Below are 23445 nucleotides of genomic sequence, written 5' to 3'. Positions count from 1 at the left end.
TCGTGCTGGCCGGGGCGGACCGGGGGAACACGGGAAACTACTCGAGTCCGACGCCGTTCTACTCAGCCGAGGGTGCAGTTCCTACCCGAACATGCGCTTGATGGACGTCCCGAACGGGTGCTTGGCCGTGACGGATCCGAAGCGGATGCGTCCGCGCACGACGACGTGCAGTCCCCCTTCGACAGGCCGGCTGCGCACCTTGTTGATCGCACTGCCGCCCATGGTGTCGACGCCGTCGAGATCCACCGACGCACCCTCGGGCACCACGACGGTGATGGTGCTGCAGTAGTCGTCCACGTCGATCCGCACCTCGCGCGAGGTCAGAACCGCGGAACTGAAGTCGAGGGTCACCGTGGCCATCTTCGACGCGACCCGGATGGCCGACGGCGCGGTCCAGGTACCGGAACGGGTGACCGTCGACATCGTGGCTCGGATGTCCACGGGTGCACCGTCGGTGGCCGGGTGTCCGGGTGCCGACGTCAGCGCGTCGCTCGGGACCACGGCGAGCGGCCCGGCCTGCTGGGGTGGGCCGCCCTGCAGTGTCATGCCCGGCAGGTCGACCAGCACCGCGTTGAGCTCACCGCGCGTCTTGGCCGCCAGTACCGAGTCCATCCGCTCGGTGAACTCGCCGAGCGACAGCATCCCCTGTCCGACGGCGCGTTGGAGCAGGCCGCCCACGTGCTCTCGTTCGGCGTCGCTCACGCGCATGTTCCTGGGGTCGGTGCCGTCTCCGGTCATGGCGACCAGAGTAGTGAACACGACGCCGTCACTGCAGCCCCTGCTCGAGCGCCCACCGGGTGAGTTCGACACGATTCGCGAGGTGCAGCTTGCGCAGGGTCGCCTGCACGTGGTTCTCGACGGTGCGGTGACTGATACCGAGCCGAACGCCGATCTGCTTGGCGCTCAACCCTTTCGCGACCATGCGCAACACCTCCGTCTCGCGCTCGGTCAGCACGGGAGGCGGTTCCGCAGCCGTGGGGGCGGCTGCCATGCGCCGGTACTCCCCGAGCACCAGCCCGGCCAGTCCGGGCGTGAACACCGCATCGCCGCGACTCGTCGCCTGTACGGCGGACACCAGATCGTCGATGGAGGCGCTCTTCACGAGGTAGCCGGTCGCCCCAGCCTTGACCGCGCCGAGCACGTCGTCCCGTTCGGCGGACGCGGAGAGCACCAGTACCCGACTGTCGGGCGAGACCGCCAGCACCGACGCGGTGCCCTCGGCTCCGGTTCCGTCTCCGAGGTCCATGTCCATGACGACCACCTGCGGCGACGTCGCCCGCGCACGCGCGGTGGCCGAGCGGACTCCGTCGGCGGTGGCCACCACACGGAAGCCCCGCGCGTCGAGGTCCCGCGCCACTCCGTCACGCCACATCGGGTGGTCGTCGACGACCATCACCGTCACCGAGGCGTCGGCGCTGTCCGTGGCAGCGTCAGTTCCCATTCCGTTCCCTCTCCTGGCCTGCTGTCCACCCTCGCACGCCCACCGATGGCTGCCGTCCGGCCCACGATCGAGCCGGAGACGCCGAGCCGTCCCTCCGCACGCGCCTCGTCGAGACGGCCGGGTGCCATTCCTGCTCCGTCGTCGCGCACCGTCACCATCACCTCGTCCCCCAAGTCCTCCACCAGCACGAACACGTGGACGTCGGACCCGCCGTGTCGATGCGCGTTGTCGACGGCGGCGAGCGTCGCGGCCGCGAGCTCCGACGCGGCCGACGCCCGGAGAACGACGGCCTCGGACGGCGCCGAGACCACGGCGCGCGTGCCCACCGCAGCGCGCACCAGCGCGGCCAGGTCGGCAGTGCCGTCGGTACGCCCGGTGGCCGACCCGGACAGCAGGGCGCGGAGCGCAGCCTCCTGGCTGCCGGCGAGATCTGCCAGTTCTGCTGCTGCGCCGCCGATCTCGTGGCCGCGACGACTGACCATGGCCAGCACCTGCAGCACACCGTCGTGCACCTCGCGGGCCAGGCGCTCGCGTTCCGCGGTCGCCGCGGCCAGGGCCACCGCCTCGTCCAGGCGGCTGCGTGCGAGGCGCGCCGTCCGCGCCGCGAGCCCCAGTGCCAGACCGACGGACAACAGCACGGGCCCGGTCGAGTCGCGCCACAACTCGCCGTCGACGGTGCCGCGCACCACGGCGATGGCGGCGGTCATCACTGCCGCCGAGGCGAGCCCCGCTCGGGGACCTCCCAGGACGGCGGCACCGATCACGGCGTTGGCCACCCAGATCGTCGTCGGGAGCACCTGGTGGTCCTGGCGCCATGCCGGACTCGCCACCAGCAGCGTGCTGCAGATCAATGCCGGCGTCATCATCTGGTCGGCGACGACGACGGGGCGCCGCGCGGGCGTCGTCAGGGTCGCGACGGCCGCGATTCCGGACCAGATGACGGTGACGACGACGAACAGCCAGCTCAGGCGCGGTACGTCGTACCGGTCCTGGACGACCAACTGGAACCCGACCACGTACAGGACGGTGACCAGTCGGAACGCTGCCGCGGCGCGCCACAGCGGTGCCTCCGCGACACCGGTGGCGTCAGCTCGCGGGACCGTCGACCTCGCCACGGCTCAGCTTCTGGTTCTCGGGGTGCGGACTGTTCGGCGCGGCCGGGAACATCGGTTCCGACGGATCCGCGTCGGCGATCTCCTCGTACGCCTCCTCGGGATCGTCGGCGAGCAGTGAGCGGATCGCGGTGTTGGCCATCGCGACGAGCGGCACCGAGAGCAGGCCACCGATGATGCCCGCCATGACGATGCCGGTGGCGATGGCGAGCACCACGGCCAGGGGATGCACACGGACTGCGCGACCGAGCAGGAGTGGTTGCAGCACATGGCCTTCGACCTGCATCACGGCGATGACGATCGCGAGTGCGATGAGCGCCGTGATGAATCCCTTGGTCACCAGGGCGACGAGCACCGCGACGAAGCCGGTGAGCACCGCACCCACGATGGGAATGAACGCTCCGATGAACACCAGTGACGCCAGCGGAAGAGCCAGCGGGACACCGAGGATCGCCAGTCCCGTGCCGATACCGATGGCGTCCACGGCGGCGACCGCGACGGTGGCGCGGACGTACCCCACCAGCGAGCCGAACGCCTGGCTGCCTGCCAACCGGACCCGGCGGCGCGCCCGCGTCGGGACGATCCGGGACACGAAGTCCCAGATCTGCTGTCCGCCGTAGAGGAAGAAGATGAGGGTGAAGAGCACGAGCAGAGCCCCGGTGAGCATCTCGCCGATCACCGCCGCGGTGGTCAACGCGCCACTGGTGAGAGCTTCCTGATTCGACTGCACCGACCGGACCACCGAGTCGCCGGCACTGCGGATCTGGTCCTCGCTGAAGTGCAGGGGCCCCTGCGTCAGCCAGTCCTGGATCTGGGTGACGCTGCCGGTGAACTGATCCGTGAGGGCGGGGACGCCCTCGATGAACTGCTCGACGACGAACGTCAGGATGCCCACCAGCAGCCCGAGACTGCCGAGGATCGAGACGATGACCGCGACGACGCGCGGGATGCCGCGCCGCTGCATCCAGTCGACGAGCGGGGAGAGCAGCGCCGACGCCAGCAGGGCGAGTGCCACCGGGACGACGACGCTCTCGAGCCGGTGCACGATCATGCCGATCACCACGAGACCGGCGAACAACACCAACAGACGCCACGTCCACGCAGCGCCGACACGTACCACAGGGTGTACCGACTCCGCCGGATCGTCCGTCACCGAGGAAGCCTAACCGAGCACCCGGTAAGTTGACCTCGTGCTGACGCTTCTACGTGCGGTCTCGTTGACCCTGAGAAGTCGCTGGCCGCTGTACCTCGCGTCGATGCTCCTGGCCAATCTGCTCGGCGCGATCCTGGTGTTCGCCTTCGTCCGGTACGGGCTGCCCATTCCCGAGAACGAGTCGATCGTCGTCGATCGGGTGCGCAATGTCTTCATCTTCGGGGCGTACCTGCTCTTCGCGGCCGTCGTCAGCCTCGCGACCGCCGCCGTCATGCTGCGCAGTGTCATGCGGTGGCAGATCCGCGGTGGACCGCCCAGTCGATCCGAGCAGATGGCCGCCCTGCACGCACCGCTGCGCCAGGCCATCGTGCACCTGGTGCTCTGGATCGTGGGCGGCGTCATCTTCATGCTGCTCACCGCGTCGGAGATGCCGTCGCTCGCGGTGGCCGTCGCGGTGACGGTCGCCATGTCCGCGGCGATCACCTTCGGCTTCACCTACATGCTGGGCGAACGCATCCTCCGGCCCGTCGCCGCGCAGGCGCTCAGCGAGGGCAGTTTCGACCGCACGATGACGCCCGGTGTGGGTACACGCATGGCGATGACGTGGGGCCTGGGCACACTGATCCCCGTCGTCGGAATCCTGCTGCTGTGCGCGACCCAGCTGACCACCGACCTGGTCTTCTCCCCCGACTCGCTGGCCATCGCCATCAGCCTGCTCTGCGTGCTGGCGATCATTCAGGCGTTCTGTCTGTCGATGCTCACCGCCAGCCAGATCTCCGATCCCATCCGTCAGCTGCGCCGCGCCATCGAGAAGGTGCAGGAGGGCCACACCGAGGTCCAGGTCGAGGTGTTCGACGGCAGTGAGATCGGCCGTCTGCAGGTCGGCTTCAACCGGATGATGGCCGACGCGTCGGAGCGTGCAGTCCTGCGCGAGCTGTTCGGGCAGCACGTCGGTGAGGACGTCGCGCGGCGCGCCCTCAAGTTCGGCACCGAGCTCGGCGGCGAGACCCGATTCGTCGCGGTGCTGTTCGTCGACATGGTCGGCTCGACGGCCGCCGCCTCCGAACGTCCGCCCGGCGAGGTCGTCGACCTGCTCAACGACTTCTTCCGCGTCGTCGTCGACGTGGTCGACCGGCACCACGGCTTCGTCAACAAGTTCGTGGGCGACGCGGCGCTGGCCATCTTCGGCGCGCCCCTGGATCGCCCGGACGCACCCACCGCTGCACTGTCCGCAGCGCGGGAACTGCGCAGCGAGCTCACCGAGATCGCCGGACTCGACATCGGCATCGGCGTGTCGGCCGGACTGGCGGTGGCGGGAAACATCGGCGCCAAGGAACGCTTCGAGTACACCGTCATCGGTGATCCCGTGAACGAGGCGTCGCGCCTGACGGAACTCGCGAAGTTCACTCCCAGTCGGGTTCTCGCGTCGACGTCGGCACTGTACTTCGCCGACGAGGACGAGCAGTCCGAGTGGGAACTGGGCGAGAAGGTGCAGCTGCGCGGACGGCGGCGCGCGACGCACCTGGCCTCCCCGGTCGACTATCCGCGCTGATCGTCGGCACCGTTCGTTACTCTCGGTGCCGTGGTAGTTCCGGAGCAGGGCCGATCCGCTGGGTCGCCCCGCGCCGGTGGCAGATGGCGATGGCTGCGCTGGGTGGCCGCGGTCGCCCTCGTGGCGTTGCTGGTCGGTGAGGGTGTCTACCTGTGGCCGCGCCTGCACGAGTCGTGGCGCGCCCTCACCGAGATCCACTGGGGATGGGCCGCGGCCTGCGTCGTGATGCAAGCGATCTCGCTGTCCGCGTTCGCGCGTGTCCAGAAGCAGTTGCTGCGCGCGGGCGGTGTCCGCGTATCGCAGCGACGCTCGCTCTCCGTCATCTACGGCAGCACCGCCATGGCGCTGACACTGCCGGCCGGCCAGGTCTTCTCCACAGCGTTCACGTACCGCGAGACACGCCGCTGGGGCGCGAGCCCGGTGGTCGCGTCGTGGCAGCTCGCCATCTCCGGCGTCATCGCCGCGCTCGGGCTGGCTGTCCTGGGCGTGACGGGAGCCTTCCTCGTCGGCGGCAGCGCCAACACCCTCGCACTGATCGTCCCCGTCGCCGGCGTGATCGCCCTCATCGCCGGCGTGCGATACGTCCGCTCCCACCCCCAGTCGATCGTGGGCATCGGCCGGTGGGGGCTGTCGAAGTACAACTCGCTGCGCAACAACGATCCCGACACGGGCATGGCCCGGCTGGACGAGATCGTCGAGCAGGTGAAGTCGGTACGCCTCGGTGCCCGCGACGGCACGGTGTCGCTCGGCTTCTCCGCGGTGCACCGCCTCGCGGACGTCGCGTGCCTCGGGTTCGCCTGCTACGCCATCGGCGCGGATCCGAAGATCTACGGGCTCCTCATCGCCTTCTCGGCCAGCAAGACGGTGGGGTCCATCCCCGGTGCGCCCGGTGGTCTGGTCATCGTGGACGCCACTCTCATCGCGACCCTCACCACCGCCGCCAGCATCAGCGCGTCACAAGCGGTCGCGTCCGCACTGGTGTATCGCCTGGTCAGCTTCATCCTGGTGGCACTCGTCGGCTGGGTCGTCTTCCTGATCCTGTTCCGCAAACATCAGCACGAGGACCTGCACTTCGATCTCGCCGTCGAGCAGCGCGAGCGGACGGAACTTCGGGAGCGGACGGAACAGCCGTCGGCCACCCACCCGCTCGGCAAGGATTCTCCTCCGCGGGAATAGATGCGGACCGCGGTCCGGTTGTGTACTGTGAGGCTTGAACCTTCAACCACACAGGAGTTCGTCATGACTGCAGCAGTGTCCGTCCCCCAGCTCACCGCCGGCACGTGGGCCATCGATGCCACCCACTCGACCGTCGGGTTCACCGTCCGCCACCTGATGGTGAGCAAGGTCCGTGGCCGTTTCCAGACCTTCACCGGCACCATCACGGTCGACGAGAACGGCGCGCCCACCATCGACGCCGAGATCGATGTCGCCTCCATCACCACCGACAACGCGCAGCGCGACGGCCACCTCAAGACCGCCGACTTCTTCGAGGTCGAGAAGTTCCCCACTGCCACCTTCCGGTCCACCTCGGTCAAGGCCAAGGGCGACGACTTCGTGCTCACCGGTGACTTCACGCTGCACGGCGTGACCAAGTCCATCGATCTGAACGTCGAGTTCAACGGTGTCAACGCCGGCATGGGCAACGGACCGGTCGCCGGCTTCGAGGCCACCACCACGATCAACCGCAAGGACTTCGGCATCAGCATCGACATGCCCCTCGAGGGTGGCGGCGCCGTCGTCGGCGACAAGATCGGCCTGCTGCTCGAGATCGAGGCCGGCCACCAGGCCTGATCTCCTCCCGGAAAGACCCGCTCGACGCCCGCACAGCTGGCGCCGGTGCGGGTCTTTCCGCGTCTCGGCGCCTCGTAGTCTGGTGGCATGCCCGCGCGCACCCGCACTCCCGCCCTGTCGGCCCTCGCAGTGCCGGCGGTGATCGACGTCGTTCTCGTCCTCGTCTTCAGCGCCATCGGCCGAGGCAGCCACGAGGAGGGCGTGACCGTCGGGGGCACACTGTCGACGGCCTGGCCGTTCCTCGTCGGCCTCGCCGTGGGATGGGCGGTGACCTACGCGCTGTACCGCGAGAAGTTCGTCGCGGTGTCCCTGGTCCCCACCGGGGTGCTCGCGTGGATCGGCGCCGTCATCGTGGGCATGGTGCTGCGGCAGGTGTCCGGCGAGGGAACGGCCTTCAGCTTCATCGTGGTCGCGACGGTGACGCTGGCGGTGTTCCTGCTCGGGTGGCGTCTCGTCGCCCGCCTCGCGCAGCGTCGTCGCGCCTGACCCACACAGTTCCTCAGCCCAGCCACAGCCACGCTGCGAGGCCGAACCCGCACAGCGCCACGGCGATCCGGAGCGGATTCGGCGGAAGGTGTCTCACGATGCGCGGGCCGAGCGTTCCCCCGGCGATGGTGCCGATTCCCATCGCCAGTGCGGCGAGCCAGTTCACCTGGCCGGAGAACGCGAATATCACCGCGGCGACCAGGTTGGCCACACCCAGCAGGTAGCTCTTCAGGAGCGTTGCGCGCCAGACGGGTTCGGCCGTGCAGATCAGCGTCAAGGCCATGAAGATGACGCCCGCACCCGCGCCGAAGTAGCCGCCGTAGATCGCGACGAGGAAGATCGCGCTCGGATACAGCACCGGGAACGTCCGGTCACCGGCGAGGACGCGGATCCGCGGCTGCAGCAGCATGGCGACGGATGCGAGAACGACCAGGATCGGCACGACCGCCTCGAACGTCTCCCCCGGCGCGCGCAGCAGGACGACGGCTCCCGCGATGCCGCCCAGCGCGGCCCACAGGGTGAGCCAGAGCAGCGAACGCCCGCTCTTGGCAAGCTCTTTGACCGACGACGCGGTCGCACCCACACCGGCCCCGACGAGCGCCACGGTGTTGGTCACGTTGGCCGCGACCGGTGGCAGCCCAACCGCCAGCAGCGCGGGGTACGACACGAGCGACGCCAGGCCGGTGATGTAGCCGATGACTCCGGCACCGAAGCCCGCCGCGATCAGCAGGACGAACTCGGTGACGGTCACGGGGTGAAACGTAGCAAGCCGGTGATCACTCCGACGGCGAGGCCATCTCGCGCATCAGCATGTTCGTCATGCGCGCCGCGGCATCGGTTCCGTCGGCGTCCTCGATGTAGACCGCGAAGGCCAGATCGCCCTTGGTGCCGAGGAACCAGCGATCGTCTCCGTTGTCCCCGGCAAGCCCGGTGACCGACGGATCGCTGACTCCTTCGCTGCGGGCGTTGTCACGCAGCGTGTTCCGCAGCGAGGTCAGCACGGCCGGGGCGACGGGCGAGCCCGCACCGGACACCGTCGCCGGTGCGCCGCCGACGATCATCGGAGCCGGTGCCGATCCGCGAGCGACGGCCGCCGCCATCTCGGCGAGGCCGAAGGGTGTCACCGTCATGCCGGAGACGGAGGACGTCCGGCTGACACCGCGGAACTGGTCCACCGCCGACTGGCCGTCGGGGAGCGAGGCGGTGACGGCGTCGAGACCGGGGATGTCGAAGGAGGTGCCCAAGCCGAACTGGCGTGCGGCGTCGGAGAATCCGATCTTCTGGCGATCGGCCGACGCCTGGATCACGTCCACGAGCGTCCCGGCGGGGTAGAGGCCGGTGAACGCCGGCGTGCCCTCGTCGTTGGCGTAACTGTTCTGCGCGGTGGCGACGACGGCGCCGGTGGACGGCTTCATGACCACGATCGAGGCCGGGGTCCCGACGCTGACGGCGGCGGTCTCCGCAGCGAGCTGCACGGCCGGGTCGAGAGTGGACGTGATGTCGGGTGATCCCGGACCCTGGAAACCTGCCAGTCGGGTGGTCTCGCCGTCGGTGTCCGCGACCTCGACAGCCCAGCCCGCGGTGGCGTCGCGGAAGTCCTGCCACACGGTCCGCAGCGAGTCCAGCACCGGCGACGTCAGCCGCCGGTCACCGGCGATGAGCTTGGGTTCCGCGTAGAGGACCACACCGGGGATCGCACGCAGGTCGTCCTCCAGCACGGCGTAGTCGTCGGCACGCAGGTTCACGGCGGTGATCACGGCACCGGGGTCCGCCGCGACGTCGGCCTGGAGCGACTCGGACGTGATCAGCGGCGCCACGACGTCGATGACGTCGGCGAGGCGGGACGTCGTGTCGGCCAGGTCGGAGGTCGCGGAGGGATCGAGCCGCACGGAGGCGACGTTCTGTTCCGCCATCATCACGGCGCCCGAGGCGTCGAGCACGCGCGGTGCGGGTGCATCGGTCCGGGCGTAGCGGACGGACCCACCGGCACGCAGTTCCGGGGCGAGGATCGACGGATCCCACGAGATGCGCCAGCCGACGCCGAGCTTGCGCGTCGACCCCTGGGTGGTGACGCGCCACTCGCGCGAGTCCTGGCCGCGGGGTTCGCCGAACGACCAGGTGGAGTCGACGGTGAAGAAGCCGGACTCGTCGTCCAGGCCGATGTACTGCGACATGCGGCTCGTCGAGACTCCGGGCCCCATCGAGTCGAACATGGCGCCGATCGTTTGGGCCGCGGCATTGGGGTAGGAGGTCAGCGCGGCGGCCGCGGCCACGTCACGTTGATCGAGGGCGGCGACGAACCGGTCCACCAGCACCGCCGCCTCACTGCGAGGCTTGTTCACCACGAACGAGGCGACAGTCGCGAGCGACACGAACACTGCGAGCAGCGCGACGACGTACCTGGAACGCAGAACCATGCCCCAATAATCACATGAGTCACACCAGTAACACAGCACGGTGAGCACTCGGACCGGTCACGATCCGGTCACCCCGTGCGCCTTGTGCGTATCCAGGGGTGCGCAAAAGGCGCACAGGGCCGAAGGCCACTCAGCGCAGGAAGGACCCCGCCACCGTCAGCGCCGGCGCGGAGGAGTCGCCGCCCTCGACGAACACGGCGAACGCCAGGTCACCGCGGATGCCGACGAACCAGCCGTGCGCCGGGCCGCTCGCGACCTCGGCGGTGCCGGTCTTACCGAGCAGTCCGTCGATGTCCTGCAACTGCGTCGCCGTACCCGCGGTGACCGTCTCCCGCATCATGGCGCGCAGCTGGTCGGTCACCTCCGCCGGCGGGGCTGCGACGGTGCGATCCGCGGTACCGGGTCGTCCGGTGATCATGGTCGGCGACGGGGTGGATCCGTCCGCGATGGACGCCGCGACCAGTGCCATGCCGAACGGGGACGCGGTGACGGTGCCCTGCCCGATCGCGCTCTCGACGCGCTCGGCCGGCGTCGTCGCGGGCGGAACGCTGCCGGTCACGGTGGTGAGCCCGGGTGTCAGGTAGTCGACGCCGAGCCCGAACTGCAGGGCCGCCTGCTGCAGCGCGTCGTCGGGCAGATCGACGGCCAGCTGACCCATGGTGGTGTTGCACGAACGCGCGAACGCCGTCTGGAGCGGAACCGATCCGAGGTCGAAGTTGTCGTCGTTGGGGATGGTCCGGCCCTCGATGTTCGCGGATCCGGGGCACGGCACCACGGTCGTGGGGGTGACGGTGCCCGCCTGCAATGCCGCCGAGGTGGTGACGGTCTTGAAGGTGGAGCCCGGCGGGTACAGGCCCGTGAGGGCGATCGGGCCCTGCGCGTCCGCGGCCGAGTTCTGCGCGACGGCCACGACGTCTCCGGTGGAGGGCCGGATCGCCACGACGGCCGCGGCGTTCGCTGTCGACGCGAGAGCGTTCTCCGCCTTGAGCTGCAGCAGTGTGTCGAGCGTGACCTGGATGTCCGGGCCGACGGTCGCCTCGACGCCGGTCACCCGCTGGGCGACGGAACCGTCGGCGGCCACCAACTGCACGGCCCACCCGGCGGTGGCGTCCTGCTGCTCCTGCCACAGCTGCGCCACGTCGTTCAGCGCGGGAGAGGACAGTGCGCGATTCTCGGTCAGGAGCCGCGTCTGCGGCGCCAGAGTGACGCCGGGCAAGGCGGAGAGCAGGGACTCGATGGGGGCGAGATCCTCCTGCCGCAGGCTCACGGCCGTCACCGACGGAGCGCTCGACTGCGCGTCACGAAGGGATTCCGCCGTGACCGTCGGCGCGAACGGCGACACCAGTGCCGCGACGGCGCCGGGATCGGCGGTCTGGTCGAGATTCACCAGCGTCACCACCTGCTGCGACATGAGTGGCGCTCCCGAGGTGTCGACGACGCCAGGCGCGGTCGACGCGGTGACGGGCGTGTACCGAACCGTCGTCTCCGGAGTCAGGCCCGGTACGACGACACCCGGGTTCCAGGTGACCTTCAGCCCCTGTCCACCGTCGGCGACGGATCCGGTCGTCGTGTAGGTCCAGACGCATTCCGCGTCCGCCGGGGCCGACGTGGTGGGAGCTGCCGTGGTGGTCGCCGTCGCGGATGCGGTGCCGGTCGCGGGTGCCTCCGCATCCTCGGGCGGTGCAAAGGACCAGGAGGCGGACAGTGTGAACGTCTGCTGCTCGTCGTCTGCCTGGCTCACCGTGAACCGCGGTGTCGCCGTGACTGTTCCGCCACCGCCGAGTCCGTCGTACATCTGGGTGAGCACCGCGGTCGCTGCCGCCGGATCCGAGGTCAACTCTGCCGCGGCGCCCACGTTCTGTGTGCTGAGCGCTTCGGCGAACCGATCGGCCGTCACACGGGACGCCGGGGGCTCGTCGGCACTGCACGCGGTGGCGGCGAGCGCGACCGCGATGGTCGCGGCGGCGAGACGGAGTCCGCTGCTGGTGGAGGGGCCGAATCGGCGGGACGGTCGAGACATCAGCGAAGGCACGCACTGATAGTGCCCCACCGATCCGTCGGTCACACGACGCGACGAACTCTTGACGCTCGGCGCGACGTGTGTAATCTTGTAATCACCGGCGTTGTAATCAAGTAATCGCGCCACTGACGAAAGTAGAACATCATGAATTCCCATGACACCTTCCCCTTCGGAGAACGACCCTCCAGTCCCTTCGGTCGAGGTGACGCACCCCGGCGCGGTGGACCCCACGGACACGGCCGCGGTCGCGGCGCGAAGCGCGGCGAACGCGTCGGCCGGCCCGGCGGATGGCAGCAGAAAGACGTACCCGACGCAGGCGATGCGGAACAGTGGTTCCTCGGCCGCTTGCCCGACGACTGGTTCGACGGCACCGCCACGGTCGAGGTCGACCGCGAGGAGATCGTCGTGATCGGCGAACTGAACGCCCCCGAGTCCGATGCCGGCGTCGAGGGCCGCATCGCTCGATTCCGTGAGTCCACCCGCGACGATCGCATGCGTATCGCCGACGAGGCCGAGGCACGCTACGGCCGCAAGGTCGCCTGGGGTGTCACCATCGACGGCGACACCACCCTCTTCACCCACCTCGCGGTGCCGGTCATGACTCGACTGCGTCAGCCCGAACGCAAAGTGCTCGACACCCTCGTCGACGCCGGCGTCGCACGCTCGCGCGCCGACGCGCTCGCCTGGGCCGTACGCCTGACCGGAGACCACATCGACCCGTGGCTCGCAGAACTGCGCGAGGCCATGGCGAAGGTGGACGACCTGCGGGCCCAGGGGCCCGACGTCCGGAACACTCACACTCAGGACGACGAGACCGACTGATTCACAGCCGCATTCGACATCTCTGTTGACCGTTCTGCGCTACCGACCTAGAGTTGGTAGTTCATCGTCCCCGACGAACGGACAGGCAGTTGCTCCTCTCGTAAGTAGTGCGGATCCCACCGACGCGCACGTCGCGGTGGCACGACACTCCTCTCGAGGTGCTCCATGTCAGAATCACCCTCCGTCGTTCTCTCCGATCTCACCTTCTCCTGGCCCGACGGCCGGCCTGTCCTCGACGGCCTGGACGCATCGTTCATGCCGCGCCGGACCGGCCTCGTCGGCACCAACGGAGCGGGCAAATCCACTCTGCTGCACCTGATCACCGGGCGGTATCGACCGCAGCGCGGGTCCGTGCGCGTCACCGGCACCGTCGGCCATCTTCCCCAGCAGGTGGTCACGAACGTCTCGGACACCGTCGCTGATCTCCTCGGCATCGGAGACGTCCGACGGGCCCTGGCACGCATCGAGCACGGCAGCACCGATCCCGACGACTTCACCGTCGTCGGTACGGACTGGGACGTCGAGGAGCGCACTCTCGCGTTGCTCGACTCGGCCGGCCTCGGCGAGAGTCTGGGCACGGCAGCAGATCTCGATCGACCGATGAGAACCCTGTCGGGGGGCGAGTCGACGCTCGTCGCACTCGTCGGTCAGGTGATCCGGCGGCCCTCCGTCCTGCTTCTCGACGAACCGACGAACAACCTGGACCGACGAGCTCGATCCGCTCTGGGACGAGTACTCGACGAGTTCTCCGGCGCCGTCGTCGTCGCGAGTCACGACCAGGGCCTGCTCGACACCATGGACGACATCGCCGAACTCCACTCGGTACGGTCGTCGCCCGCGTCGCTCCGGATGTTCGGCGGCAACTGGACGCACTACCGGAGCGTCGTGGAGGGCGAGCAGGAGGCGGCGCGGGCCGCGGCGCGGTCGGCCGATCAGGATCTGCGCCGGCAGAAGCGGGATCTGGTCGAGGCGCAGACCACCGTGGCCCACCGGCGACGGATGGGAGAGAAGGCATCTCGCGAGAAGCGGGTACCGAAGATCGTCGCCCACAACCGGCGCAGCGCCGCACAGGAGTCGGCTGCCAAGTACCGCATCGGACACGAGGACCGCGTGGCGGATGCCCGCGCCCGCGCCGACGAGGCGCACGAGATGATTCGTGACGACACCGAGATCGTGGTGGATCTGCCCGAGACGGCGGTGCACGCGTCGAAGTCGGTGGCGTCGACGGGCGAGATGCTGCTCGATCTGGACGGTCGGTACCCGGACAGGACGGTCGAACTCACCGTCGTCGGCCCGGAACGCATCGCGCTCGTCGGGGACAACGGAGTCGGCAAGACGACTCTCCTGAGATCTCTGGCGTCGTCGGTGCCGACCGCGGTGCTGCCGCAATCCCTCGACGTGTTCGACAACGACGCGTCCGTGGTGGAGAACGTCCGCCGCGCGGCACCGGACACGTCGAACACCGACATCCGAACTCGGCTCGCTCGCTTCCTCTTCCGCGGTCGGCGCGCAGACGCGGTGGTGCGCACGCTGTCGGGCGGGGAGCGGGTGCGGGCGGCACTGGCGATGCTGCTGCTGGCCGATCCGGCTCCGCAGCTGCTCATTCTCGACGAACCGACGAACAACCTGGATGTCGCGTCGAGGACGCACCTGAGCACGGCGCTGTCGTCGTATCGGGGAGCCCTGATCGTGGTCAGCCACGACGAGGCGTTCCTCGATGCGCTGGGGATCACGCGGCGGGTCGATCTGACCGCCGACGGGCTCACCTCGACGTCCACCTGAGATCGCCCACCTGCGACCATGGCACCGTGGACTTCGCGACGAACCCGGTGGACGGCACCCGCATCGCCTGGTCGGTGACGGGTGACCCCACCGGCCCGCCGGTGATGCTGGTGCACGGCAGCCTGTTGTCGCACCAGATCTGGCGCACCTTCGGCTACGTCCGTGCGCTACGCGACCGGTACCGCCTGATCCTCGTGGACCAGCGTGGACATGGCCGGAGCGAGGCTCCTCGCGACGTCGAGGCCTACTCGATGGACCGTGTCAGCGAGGATCTGGTCGCCGTCCTGGACGCGGCGGACGTGTCCGCCGCGCACTACGTCGGCTACTCGTTCGGCGGTCGGTCCGGCCTCAATCTGGTCACCCGCACTCCCCAGCGTGTCGCATCACTCGTCGTGGGCGGAGCCGGATCGGGGCCGCAGAAGGGCGCGCTGGACAGCCTGTTCTTCGACGGCAGCGCCGACGTCCTCGCCGAACGGGGAATGGACGGGTTCGTCGACGAGTGGGCGAACCGCCGCGGCTTCCCGGTCGACTCCGGCACCCGAGCCGCGTTCCTGCGCAACGACTCCGAAGCGTTGGCCGCCTACTTCCGGGCATCGGACGACGATCCCGGTATCGCCGACGACGCCGTCCGCGCCATCACGGCGCCGACACTGTTCTACGTCGGCTCCCGCGACGTCCAGCGTATCGACGACACCCGTTGCACCGCATCGCTGATCGCCGGCTCCGAGTACGAAGAGCTCCGCGGATACGACCACGCGACGGCCGTCGCCGCCCCGGAGGCCGTCGAGCTCGTGTCCAGGTGGCTGGACACGGTCACGTCGTCGGAGCGGTGAGCGGATCGGGCGCTCGCCGTGTACGGCCGGTGTCGGACACGACGGCGAAACCTTCCCGTGCCCAGTACTCGAATCCTCCGATCAGCTCCCGCACGCGGGAGTAGCCGAGGCGACTGAGCGTCAGCGCCGCTCGGGTGCTGCCGTTGCATCCCGGTCCCCAGCAGTAGACGACGATGTCGGCGTCGCGATCCGGCTCCACCTCGGCGAGGCGCGTGCCCAGATCGGCCCCGACGATGTGTACCGCTCCGGGAATGCGTCCTGCACGCCAGGACGCGTCCGAACGAACGTCGATCAGCAGCGGCCCGGCACCGCGCGATCGCTCGGCGGCGAGATCGGCGGGATCGGTCTCGAACCTCAGTTTCGCGGCGAAGAAGTCGGCGGCGGACGGTGTCTGTTCCATGCCCTCAGCCAATCCTGTTCGGGCGACTCGGAGAAGTGGTGATCACCGGCTAATCAAACAGTTCGGCGTGGATCGGCCGGTATGGTGCCCGATATGCCGCGCAACCCACACCCCGAGGTCGACGAGATCGACAGGCGACTCCTGGACGAGCTGCAGAACGACGGGCGCGCGAGCGTCGCACATCTGGCCCGAGTGGTGAACCTGTCGTCGAGCGCGACGGCCGACCGCGTCCGTCGCCTGACCGACATCGGCGTGATCACCGGCTACTCCGTCACCGTCGACACCGAGGCGCTCGGCTACACGGTCTCTGCGTTCGTGCGCCTGGCGTACCCGTCGGGCAACTACGGTCCGTTCGACGCGCTGGTGGCATCCACTCCGGAGATCATCGAGGCGCATCACGTCACGGGTGACGACTGCTTCATCATCAAGGTCCTCGCCCGCTCGATGCGGGATCTCGAACGCGTCACCGGCCGGCTCGCCACCCTCGGCTCCATCACCACCAACGTCGTGTACTCGAGCCCTCTCCCGAGTCGGCGCATCACTCCTGCGTGACGGCCCGTCGGTGGCATGGACCTTCGAACAACGCACGTCGCGCAGCCATGCGATGCCCACGGTGACCATGGTGAACGTCGTCCTCTCGAAGCCGTCCGTCTCAGGTGAGGCGGTTCCCGCGTCGGACGCGCGGCGACAATGGGTGTGCGCACCCCTTCCGGTGACCGCACACCCCTCCCCACCGGCCGCAGACCGTGTGCGCTCACCGCTGGGGGTGTGCACACGGCTTGCGGCCGCACCTACGGGCCCGTCGGTAGCCTGGCGAACATGGCGTCACGGTTCTGGTCCCTGCTCGGTCGTTCGGTCGCGAAGGGGCATGCGCGGTCGCGAGGTGCCGTGGATGCCGCCCGGGCGCTCGAGGACCGCCACCGCGACCTCGACGCGGACGGTCTGCGTGCCGCGGCAAACGGTCTGCGCGGAGCCGGCTCCTTCGACGTGCCCGCGTTCCTCGCGCTCGCGCGCGAGGCGTCCGATCGTGCGTTGTCCCTGCGCCCCTTCGACACTCAGCTCTACGGAGCCGTGCGGCTGCTGGAGGGCGACGTCATCGAGATGGCAACGGGTGAGGGGAAGACGCTCTCCGGCGCCGTCGCGGCCGCCGCCTACGTGCTGCAGGGCAGGGACGTGCACGTGGTGTCGGTCAACGACTTCCTCGCGCGACGCGACGCCGAGTGGATGGGCCCGTTCTACGACGCGCTCGGAGTCACGGTCGGGTGGATCACGGCGGAGTCGACGGCGGACGAGCGGCGCGCTGCCTACGGGTGCGACGTCACCTACGCCTCGGTCAACGAGGTGGGCTTCGACGTACTGCGCGACCACCTCGTCGACGACGTCGACACGCTGGTCTCCCCCACCGCGGACGTCGCCGTCGTCGACGAGGCCGACTCGGTGCTCGTCGACGAAGCTCTGGTGCCCTTGGTTCTCGCCGGCTCGATCGATCAGGACGTGTCGGCCGACGACGTGCTCGACGCCGTGCGGTCTCTCGACGCTGACACCGACTGGGAGGTCGATGCCGAACGTCGCAACGTGTTCCTGACCGATGCCGGGGCCGAGAAGCTCGAGGACGCACTGGGCGGGATCGATCTGTACAGCGAGGAGCACGTCGGCACCACGTTGGTGCGCGTCAATCTCACCCTGCACGCAGAGGTGTTGGTACGCAGGGATGTCGACTACATCGTGCGGGACGGTCGGGTACAGCTGGTCAACGCCTCCCGCGGCCGTGTCGCGGAGCTGCAGCGTTGGCCGGACGGTCTCCAGGCCGCGGTCGAAGCGAAGGAAGGCCTGGCGCGCACGGAGACCGGGCAGGTCCTGGACACCATCACCGTGCAGGCCCTGATGGGTCGGTACCGCCGCGTGTGCGGAATGACCGGAACGGCTCTCGCAGCAGGAGAACAGCTTCGGACGTTCTACGGCCTCGGGGTGTCGGTGGTCGAGCCGAACGAGCCGCTCGTCCGCGTCGACGAGGTCGACCGCGTGTACGCCACCGCTCCCGAGAAGAACGCGGCCGTCGTCGCCGCGGTGCTGGAAGCCCACGCCACGGGGCAGCCCGTGCTCGTGGGGACGCACGACGTCGAGGAGTCCGAGTCTCTGGCCGCCCGGCTCGAGGACGCCGGAGTGCCGGTGGTCGCCCTCAACGCGAAGAACGACGCGGAGGAGGCCGAGATCATCGCGCGGGCCGGACTGCGCGATGCGGTGACCGTCTCGACGCAGATCGCCGGCCGCGGCACCGACATCAGGCTCGGGGACGGCGTGACCGACCTCGGCGGCCTACTCGTGATCGGCACCGCGCGGTACGTCACCGAGCGCCTCGACAACCAACTACGGGGACGCGCAGGGCGACAGGGTGATCCGGGCCGCTCCGTGTTCTTCGCCAGTTGGGACGACTCGCTGGTGACGCGCTACCTGGAGAAGAGCGATCGCCCCGGCCACCCCGACGACACGGGCTTCCTCGAGTCGGAGGTCGCGGCCAAGCGCATCGACCACGCGCAGCGCGTCGCGGAGGGCGCGATGCTCGACACCCACGCGTCCACCTGGCGGTACAACCAACTGACCGCCCAACACCGCGACATCCTCGACACGCGTCGGGCCGCGTTGCTCGACACCGACGAGGCGTGGGACCTGCTGGCCACCCGCAATCCCGAGCGTGCCGCGGAACTGGAGGCCGTCGACTCCGACGCCCGCGTACGCGCCGCCCGGCGCATCGTTCTCCACCATCTCGACCGCGCGTGGTCCGACTACCTGGCGCACCTCGGCGATGTCCGCGAGAGCATTCATCTCCGGGCACTCGGCCGACAGAACCCGCTCGACGAGTACCACCGCATCGCGATCGAGGCGTTCGCCGAGGTGCAGTCCCGTGCCCTCGAGGAGTCCGACCGCACCTTCCTGACCTCGACGATCACCGACGACGGTGTGGACCTCGAGTCGGCGGGGCTGGTGCGTCCGTCTTCGACCTGGACCTATGTTCGCGAGTCGCACCGTCCACTCGCGTTCTGAGTGGCCTTCGGCCCCGTGCGCCCTTTGCGTATCCGGAGATGCGCAAAAGGCACACGGGGGACGAAGTCCCACTATTGCGAGTGATCACTCTCTAAGTTACGGTGAGCCCATCGCACAGTGATGGAGGTCACATGAACGAGTCGCACTTCGATGTGGTGATCAGCGGCGGGACCGTGTTCGACGGAGATGGTGGGCCGGGAGTTCGCCGCGATGTCGGCATCGTCGACGGCGTGGTCCGTGCCGTGTCCTCGGACGCGCTCGACGTCGGACCGGACACCGAGGTCATCGACGCCACCGGCCAGTGGGTCATTCCGGGATTCGTCGACGTGCACACTCACTACGACGCGGAGGTCCTGGTGGGGCCGGGCCTGAGCGAGTCTGTGCGCCATGGCGTGACGACGGTGCTGCTCGGCAACTGTTCGCTCTCCACCCTGTACTCCACTCCCGTCGACATCGCCGACCTGTTCAGCCGCGTCGAGGCCCTCCCCCGCGATCACGTGCTCAAGGCCGTCGACACGCACAAGACCTGGTCGGGCCCGGAGGAGTACATCGCCGCACTCGAGCGCCTCCCGCTCGGACCGAACATCGCTGCGCTGGTGGGGCACTCGGACCTGCGCGCCCACGTCATGGGACTCGACCGGTCGACCGACCGCTCCCAGCGACCGACGCGCGAGGAGACGGCGCAGATGGCGGACGCTCTCGAGAAGGCACTCGACGCGGGCATGCTCGGCATGTCCACGATGACCAATCCCTGGGACAAGCTGGACGGGGATCGATACCGCTCGCGCTCGCTGCCGTCGTCCTACGCGTCGTGGTCGGAGTTCCGGCGTCTGCACAAGATCCTGCGTCGCCGCGGCCGTCTGCTGCAGAGCATTCCGAACCTGAACACCAAGTACGACATGGTGTTCTTCCTCGGCGCCGCGACGGGCATCGGCCGACGCGCACTGAAGGTCTCGCTGCTGGCCGCCGCCGACGCCAAGGCCTCGCCGTGGATCCACCACATCTTCGGTCCGCTGGCCGCTGCGGTGAACGGACCGGGCAAGGGTCAGTTCCGCTGGCAGCACCTTCCCACGACGTTCGACGTCTACTCCGACGGAATCGACCTGGTCGTCTTCGAGGAATTCGGTTCCGGCAGAGCAGCTCTGCACCTGCGTGAGGAGCTCGGCCGCAACGAACTGCTGAAGGACGAGGCGTATCGACGCTGGTTCCGCGCCGACTTCGAGAAGAAGTTCTCCTCCCGTGTGTGGCACCGAGACTTCGGCGACGTCATCATCACCGAATGCCCCGACTCGTCCGTCATCGGCAAGAACATCGCAGAGTTGGCACGGGAGCAGCGGATCCACGTCGTCGACGCCTTCCTCGACCTGGTGGTCGAGCACGGCCGGAAACTACGCTGGCACACCACCATCGCCAATCATCGCCAGAAGCAGATGGACAAGCTGATCACGAAGCCCGGTGTGACGGTGGGGTTCTCCGATGCCGGGGCGCACCTGCGCAACATGGCGTTCTACAACTTCGGCATCCGCCTGCTGCGGCGCGTGAACGACGCCCGCGAGTCGTTCCTGACGGTCGGCCAGGCGGCTCACAAGCTCAGCGGCGAGCTCGCCGACTTCTACGGCGTCGACGCCGGCCACCTGCGTCTCGGCGATCGCGCCGACATCGTCGTGGTGAATCCCGCCGGCCTGACGGACGAGGTCGACGCGTACAACGAGGAGACGATGCCGGAATTCGGGGGTCTCAGCCGCATGGTCAACCGTAACGACACCGCGGTCACCGCGACGCTCGTCGGCGGACGAGTCGCGTATCGCGAGGGCCGATTCGCCTCCTGGTTCGGGGTGTCCGAGCGGGCGGGCCGATTCCTGCGAGCGGGCGTGAGGACACCTGCGGCCACTACCGTGTCCGTGTGAGACGAACGCAGGAAGAGCGCCGCACCGACACCATCGCGCGACTCCTCGACGCGACCATCGCGTCGCTGTGCGAGAAGGGTTACGCCGCCACGACGGTCAACGAGGTGGTGACCCGCGCGGGAGTGTCGTCGGGTGCGCTCTTCCGGCACTTCGCCACCCGTCTCGATCTCGTCGTGGCCGCGGCGGACGAGGTCCGGAGGCGCCAGTTCGAGGAGTTCCGCGCCGGGCTGTCCGGCTTCGGCTCGGCGTCCGTCGAGCACTGCCTGACGTTGCTGCGCGCCGCGTGCCGGGCGCCGATCAACGGTGCCTGGTACGAGCTGCTCATCGCCGCCCGGAGTGACGATGCACTGCGGGAGCGTCTCGTTCCGTTCACCGTGCGCTACCACCAGGAGATCACCGACCTCGGACGCTCGCTGCCGATCGCGGGCACGATTCCCGCGGCGGAACTCGATACGGTGCTCTTCACGGTGGTACACCTCCTCGACGGGGAAGCCCTCTCCGCCGTGGTGCATCCGCAGCCCGAGCAGGACGAGGTGCGGCTGCACCTCGTCGCGCGACTGCTCCGAGGAGAGTCGCTGTACAGAAGGAGCGAGGCAGGATGACCGAGCCGCACAGCAGGTGGACCGCTCACTCGACGGGTGCCGCACTGGCCGTGTTCGAGTACGGCGATCCGGAGTCGGACACGACGGTGCTGCTCGTGCACGGGTATCCGGACGACCACACCATGTTTCACCCGATGATCGACGCCATCGGTGATCGCGCCCGCGTCATCGCCTACGACACGCGCGGTGGTGGCCGCACCGTCGTCGAGCACCCGGAACGGTCCGAGTCGTTCGCCATCGAACGCCTGGCCGACGACACCTATGCGGTGGTCGAGTCGATCCCCGATCTCCGCGGAGCGGTCCACGCCTTCGCCCACGACTGGGGTTCGGTGCAGATGTGGGAGCCGATGCGCGATCCCCGCGCCGCCGAGGTGTTCGGATCGTTCACCTCCGTCTCCGGTCCCAGCATCGACCACCTCCGCGAGACGTCGCGTCGGCGCGGACTGCGGCCCACCCAGTGGCCGTCGGTGCTCGGGCAGCTCGCCCGGTCGTGGTACATCTGGGGCTTCCACGTGCCGGTCCTGGGAAAGTACGTTCCGACTCTGTTCGTCCAGGCCGGTCCCGCGGACCCCGCTCCCGCCGCGGATCCGCTGAACATGCAGCGCGGTGTCGAGCTGTACCGCGCCAACATCATTCGGCGCATGCTGTCCGGGCCACCACCGCGGTGCGACGTACCCACACTCGTCGTGGTTCCGCTGAAGGATCGCTTCCTCTCCCCCGATCTGGTCCAGGACGTCGACCGCTGGGTCCCCGACCTGACCGTCCTGGAGGTCGACGCGAAGCACTGGTGGCCCTGGAGTCACCCGGGAGACGCGGCGGACGTGCTGCTCGACCACGCCGGCCGGGACCGATAGCCCCGGCGTCAGGTCTCGGTCGTGTCGACCGGACTGCGGCGCCGACGGATCACCCCGGTGACGACGGCCGTGATCGCGCCGACAGCGAGGACGATGGCCGAGGTGAACGGGAGCCTGGTGTCGACGAGACCCAGCACGACGACGACGGGAATGGCCAGCGCCGGCCACGGGAACACCGTTCTCCAGTCGCCGGAACTCCAGCCGAGAACGGCGCAGATCCCGACGACGAACAGCGCCACCCCACCGGACAGGGCCCAGCGCCCGGCATCGGTCAGTTCGCCGACGGGATGCAGGACGTACTGCTGGATCCCGACGCCGAGGAGAGCGACACCCAGGGTGAGAGGGAGGTGCCCGTAGACGTACCCGTCGGCACGGCCACTGCCCACCACCCGCTCGTCGTCCTGGATCTCCGTCTTGGCCTCCGCGCCGCCGATGTCGAAGTACATCCACCACACGGCTGCAGCGATCGTGAATCCGAGTGCCGCGACGGCGACGGACGAGAACATCCAGTGGGTGTCGTGCATCCCGAGCACCACAGCCGAGATCGACTCACCGAGAACGAGAATGACGAAGAGCCCGAACCTCTCCGGCAGATGCTGGAGGTGCAGCGGAACATCCGGTCCCCAGTGGGTCGCGGCGAACGGCGCCGCGGCCTCCACCATGATTCCCACCGCCCACAGCAGGTAGGTGATCGGTGACGGGGTGAGCAGCGAGACCGTCCAGATCACGATACTGACGCCGGTGGCCGCGAGGTACAGATCGATCGTGACGCGGACGTCGGGGATGTGCCGCCGTGCGCGAAGATACAGACCGGCGAGAATCACCCGCGTCGCGATGTACCCGGCTCCGAAGGCGACGGTCCCGTCGCCGCCCACCGCCGTCGCGGCACTGGCGGCCATCACCGCCACGGCGAAGGTGGCGGCGAGTTTCAGCAATCGGTACAGGACGTCGTTCGTGTCGAACCTGTTGGCGTACAACGTGGTGGTCACCCATGACCACCACGTGACGGCGAAGATTCCCGCGAACTCGGCGATGCCCTGCCAGCGAAGGTCGTCCTTCAGTGCGAGTGCGAGTTGGTGCACGACCAGCACGTAGGCGAGGTCGAAGAACAGCTCCAACCGGGTCGCGCCGCGATCGGCCTCGGTCCGCAACTTCGGCGGTCGCACCAGCGGAGTGCGCTGGTCGGCTCCCGCGTCGGTGTCGTCGTCCGGTGTCGTTGCCACGTCATCAC

The 23445-nt window shown here is 68.9% G+C and carries 21 protein-coding genes; 12 read left to right on the top strand and 9 right to left on the bottom strand.

What is annotated here, in order from left to right; translation table 11 throughout:
• Positions 1 to 81: 81 nt before the first annotated feature.
• From OHB23_RS05825 to OHB23_RS05810, 4 genes are read right to left on the bottom strand one after another with little or no spacing between them, the layout of a single operon-like run.
• Entirely contained in the window at positions 82 to 738 is a 657-nt protein-coding gene (locus OHB23_RS05825) for a DUF1707 SHOCT-like domain-containing protein (protein ID WP_328811073.1), read from the bottom strand.
• Between the two features lie 28 nt (positions 739 to 766).
• Positions 767 to 1441 carry a response regulator gene (locus OHB23_RS05820; RefSeq protein ID WP_027506351.1) on the bottom strand — a complete coding sequence of 225 codons (675 nt, stop codon included), beginning with the start codon at positions 1439 to 1441 and terminating at the stop codon, positions 767 to 769.
• Positions 1399 to 2556, bottom strand: a complete 1158-nt coding sequence (gene macS / locus OHB23_RS05815) for a MacS family sensor histidine kinase (protein WP_328811072.1) — start codon at positions 2554 to 2556, stop codon at positions 1399 to 1401. Before macS ends, OHB23_RS05820 begins: the two co-directional genes overlap by 43 nt.
• The gene (locus tag OHB23_RS05810) at positions 2528 to 3706 is read right to left on the bottom strand and encodes an AI-2E family transporter (RefSeq protein ID WP_308123797.1); all 1179 of its coding nucleotides are present in this window, start codon (positions 3704 to 3706) and stop codon (positions 2528 to 2530) included. Before OHB23_RS05810 ends, macS begins: the two co-directional genes overlap by 29 nt.
• 103 nt (positions 3707 to 3809) lie before the next feature.
• Between OHB23_RS05810 and OHB23_RS05805 the strand changes: the two genes are divergently transcribed.
• From OHB23_RS05805 to OHB23_RS05790, 4 genes are all read left to right on the top strand, one after another.
• Positions 3810 to 5258 carry an adenylate/guanylate cyclase domain-containing protein gene (locus tag OHB23_RS05805; RefSeq protein WP_037186160.1) on the top strand — a complete coding sequence of 483 codons (1449 nt, stop codon included), beginning with the start codon at positions 3810 to 3812 and terminating at the stop codon, positions 5256 to 5258.
• A gap of 30 nt (positions 5259 to 5288) precedes the next feature.
• Positions 5289 to 6434: a lysylphosphatidylglycerol synthase transmembrane domain-containing protein gene (locus OHB23_RS05800; RefSeq protein ID WP_051613437.1), complete on the top strand. Its 1146-nt coding sequence runs from the start codon at positions 5289 to 5291 to the stop codon at positions 6432 to 6434.
• A gap of 63 nt (positions 6435 to 6497) precedes the next feature.
• Positions 6498 to 7049 (top strand): YceI family protein, encoded by a 552-nt coding sequence (locus OHB23_RS05795; protein ID WP_027506170.1) that lies wholly within the window; start codon positions 6498 to 6500, stop codon positions 7047 to 7049.
• An 87-nt stretch (positions 7050 to 7136) separates the two neighbouring features.
• Positions 7137 to 7535 (top strand): DUF3054 domain-containing protein, encoded by a 399-nt coding sequence (locus OHB23_RS05790; protein WP_051613436.1) that lies wholly within the window; start codon positions 7137 to 7139, stop codon positions 7533 to 7535.
• Positions 7536 to 7548: 13 nt separating this feature from the next.
• Here the strand turns inward: OHB23_RS05790 and OHB23_RS05785 are convergent, their stop codons facing one another.
• The 3 genes from OHB23_RS05785 to OHB23_RS05775 form a co-directional block, all read right to left on the bottom strand.
• Complete coding sequence (locus OHB23_RS05785) at positions 7549 to 8286, bottom strand: sulfite exporter TauE/SafE family protein (protein WP_027506168.1); 738 nt, start codon at positions 8284 to 8286, stop codon at positions 7549 to 7551.
• A gap of 25 nt (positions 8287 to 8311) precedes the next feature.
• Positions 8312 to 9952 (bottom strand): penicillin-binding protein, encoded by a 1641-nt coding sequence (locus OHB23_RS05780; RefSeq protein WP_328811071.1) that lies wholly within the window; start codon positions 9950 to 9952, stop codon positions 8312 to 8314.
• A 130-nt stretch (positions 9953 to 10082) separates the two neighbouring features.
• Positions 10083 to 11984 (bottom strand): penicillin-binding transpeptidase domain-containing protein, encoded by a 1902-nt coding sequence (locus tag OHB23_RS05775; RefSeq protein WP_442973021.1) that lies wholly within the window; start codon positions 11982 to 11984, stop codon positions 10083 to 10085.
• Between the two features lie 132 nt (positions 11985 to 12116).
• Between OHB23_RS05775 and OHB23_RS05770 the strand changes: the two genes are divergently transcribed.
• From OHB23_RS05770 to OHB23_RS05760, 3 genes are all read left to right on the top strand, one after another.
• Positions 12117 to 12794, top strand: coding sequence for a hypothetical protein (locus tag OHB23_RS05770; protein ID WP_328811070.1), 678 nt, complete (start codon positions 12117 to 12119; stop codon positions 12792 to 12794).
• 165 nt (positions 12795 to 12959) lie between these two features.
• The gene (locus OHB23_RS05765; protein WP_328811068.1) at positions 12960 to 14576 is read left to right on the top strand and encodes an ABC-F family ATP-binding cassette domain-containing protein; all 1617 of its coding nucleotides are present in this window, start codon (positions 12960 to 12962) and stop codon (positions 14574 to 14576) included.
• Positions 14577 to 14602: 26 nt separating this feature from the next.
• Positions 14603 to 15409 (top strand): alpha/beta fold hydrolase, encoded by an 807-nt coding sequence (locus OHB23_RS05760; RefSeq protein ID WP_328811067.1) that lies wholly within the window; start codon positions 14603 to 14605, stop codon positions 15407 to 15409.
• Here OHB23_RS05760 and OHB23_RS05755 read toward each other — a convergent pair.
• Entirely contained in the window at positions 15390 to 15809 is a 420-nt protein-coding gene (locus tag OHB23_RS05755) for a rhodanese-like domain-containing protein (RefSeq protein ID WP_307097175.1), read from the bottom strand. The genes OHB23_RS05760 and OHB23_RS05755 overlap by 20 nt on opposite strands.
• 93 nt (positions 15810 to 15902) lie before the next feature.
• Between OHB23_RS05755 and OHB23_RS05750 the strand changes: the two genes are divergently transcribed.
• From OHB23_RS05750 to OHB23_RS05730, 5 genes are all read left to right on the top strand, one after another.
• On the top strand, positions 15903 to 16361 hold the full coding sequence (locus OHB23_RS05750) for an Lrp/AsnC family transcriptional regulator (protein ID WP_328811066.1): 459 nt from the start codon (positions 15903 to 15905) through the stop codon (positions 16359 to 16361).
• 267 nt (positions 16362 to 16628) lie between these two features.
• On the top strand, positions 16629 to 18851 hold the full coding sequence (gene secA2, locus OHB23_RS05745) for an accessory Sec system translocase SecA2 (protein ID WP_328811065.1): 2223 nt from the start codon (positions 16629 to 16631) through the stop codon (positions 18849 to 18851).
• Positions 18852 to 18982: 131 nt separating this feature from the next.
• The gene (locus OHB23_RS05740) at positions 18983 to 20758 is read left to right on the top strand and encodes an N-acyl-D-amino-acid deacylase family protein (protein WP_328811064.1); all 1776 of its coding nucleotides are present in this window, start codon (positions 18983 to 18985) and stop codon (positions 20756 to 20758) included.
• A complete protein-coding gene (locus OHB23_RS05735) occupies positions 20755 to 21360 on the top strand; it encodes a TetR/AcrR family transcriptional regulator (protein WP_027506160.1) in 606 nt (201 codons plus the stop codon). Before OHB23_RS05740 ends, OHB23_RS05735 begins: the two co-directional genes overlap by 4 nt.
• Entirely contained in the window at positions 21357 to 22214 is an 858-nt protein-coding gene (locus tag OHB23_RS05730; RefSeq protein ID WP_222632210.1) for an alpha/beta fold hydrolase, read from the top strand. The genes OHB23_RS05735 and OHB23_RS05730 overlap by 4 nt, the downstream gene beginning before the upstream one ends.
• 8 nt (positions 22215 to 22222) lie before the next feature.
• On the opposite strand, the gene OHB23_RS05725 is transcribed toward OHB23_RS05730, so the two are convergent.
• Positions 22223 to 23437 carry a low temperature requirement protein A gene (locus tag OHB23_RS05725; protein ID WP_328811063.1) on the bottom strand — a complete coding sequence of 405 codons (1215 nt, stop codon included), beginning with the start codon at positions 23435 to 23437 and terminating at the stop codon, positions 22223 to 22225.
• Positions 23438 to 23445 lie beyond the last annotated feature (8 nt).

The sequence above is a fragment of the Rhodococcus sp. NBC_00294 genome (assembly GCF_036163995.1).
Lineage (GTDB): Bacteria > Actinomycetota > Actinomycetes > Mycobacteriales > Mycobacteriaceae > Rhodococcoides.
Note: the sequence above shows the minus strand (reverse complement) of the source record. Positions and strands in the feature narration are given on the sequence as shown.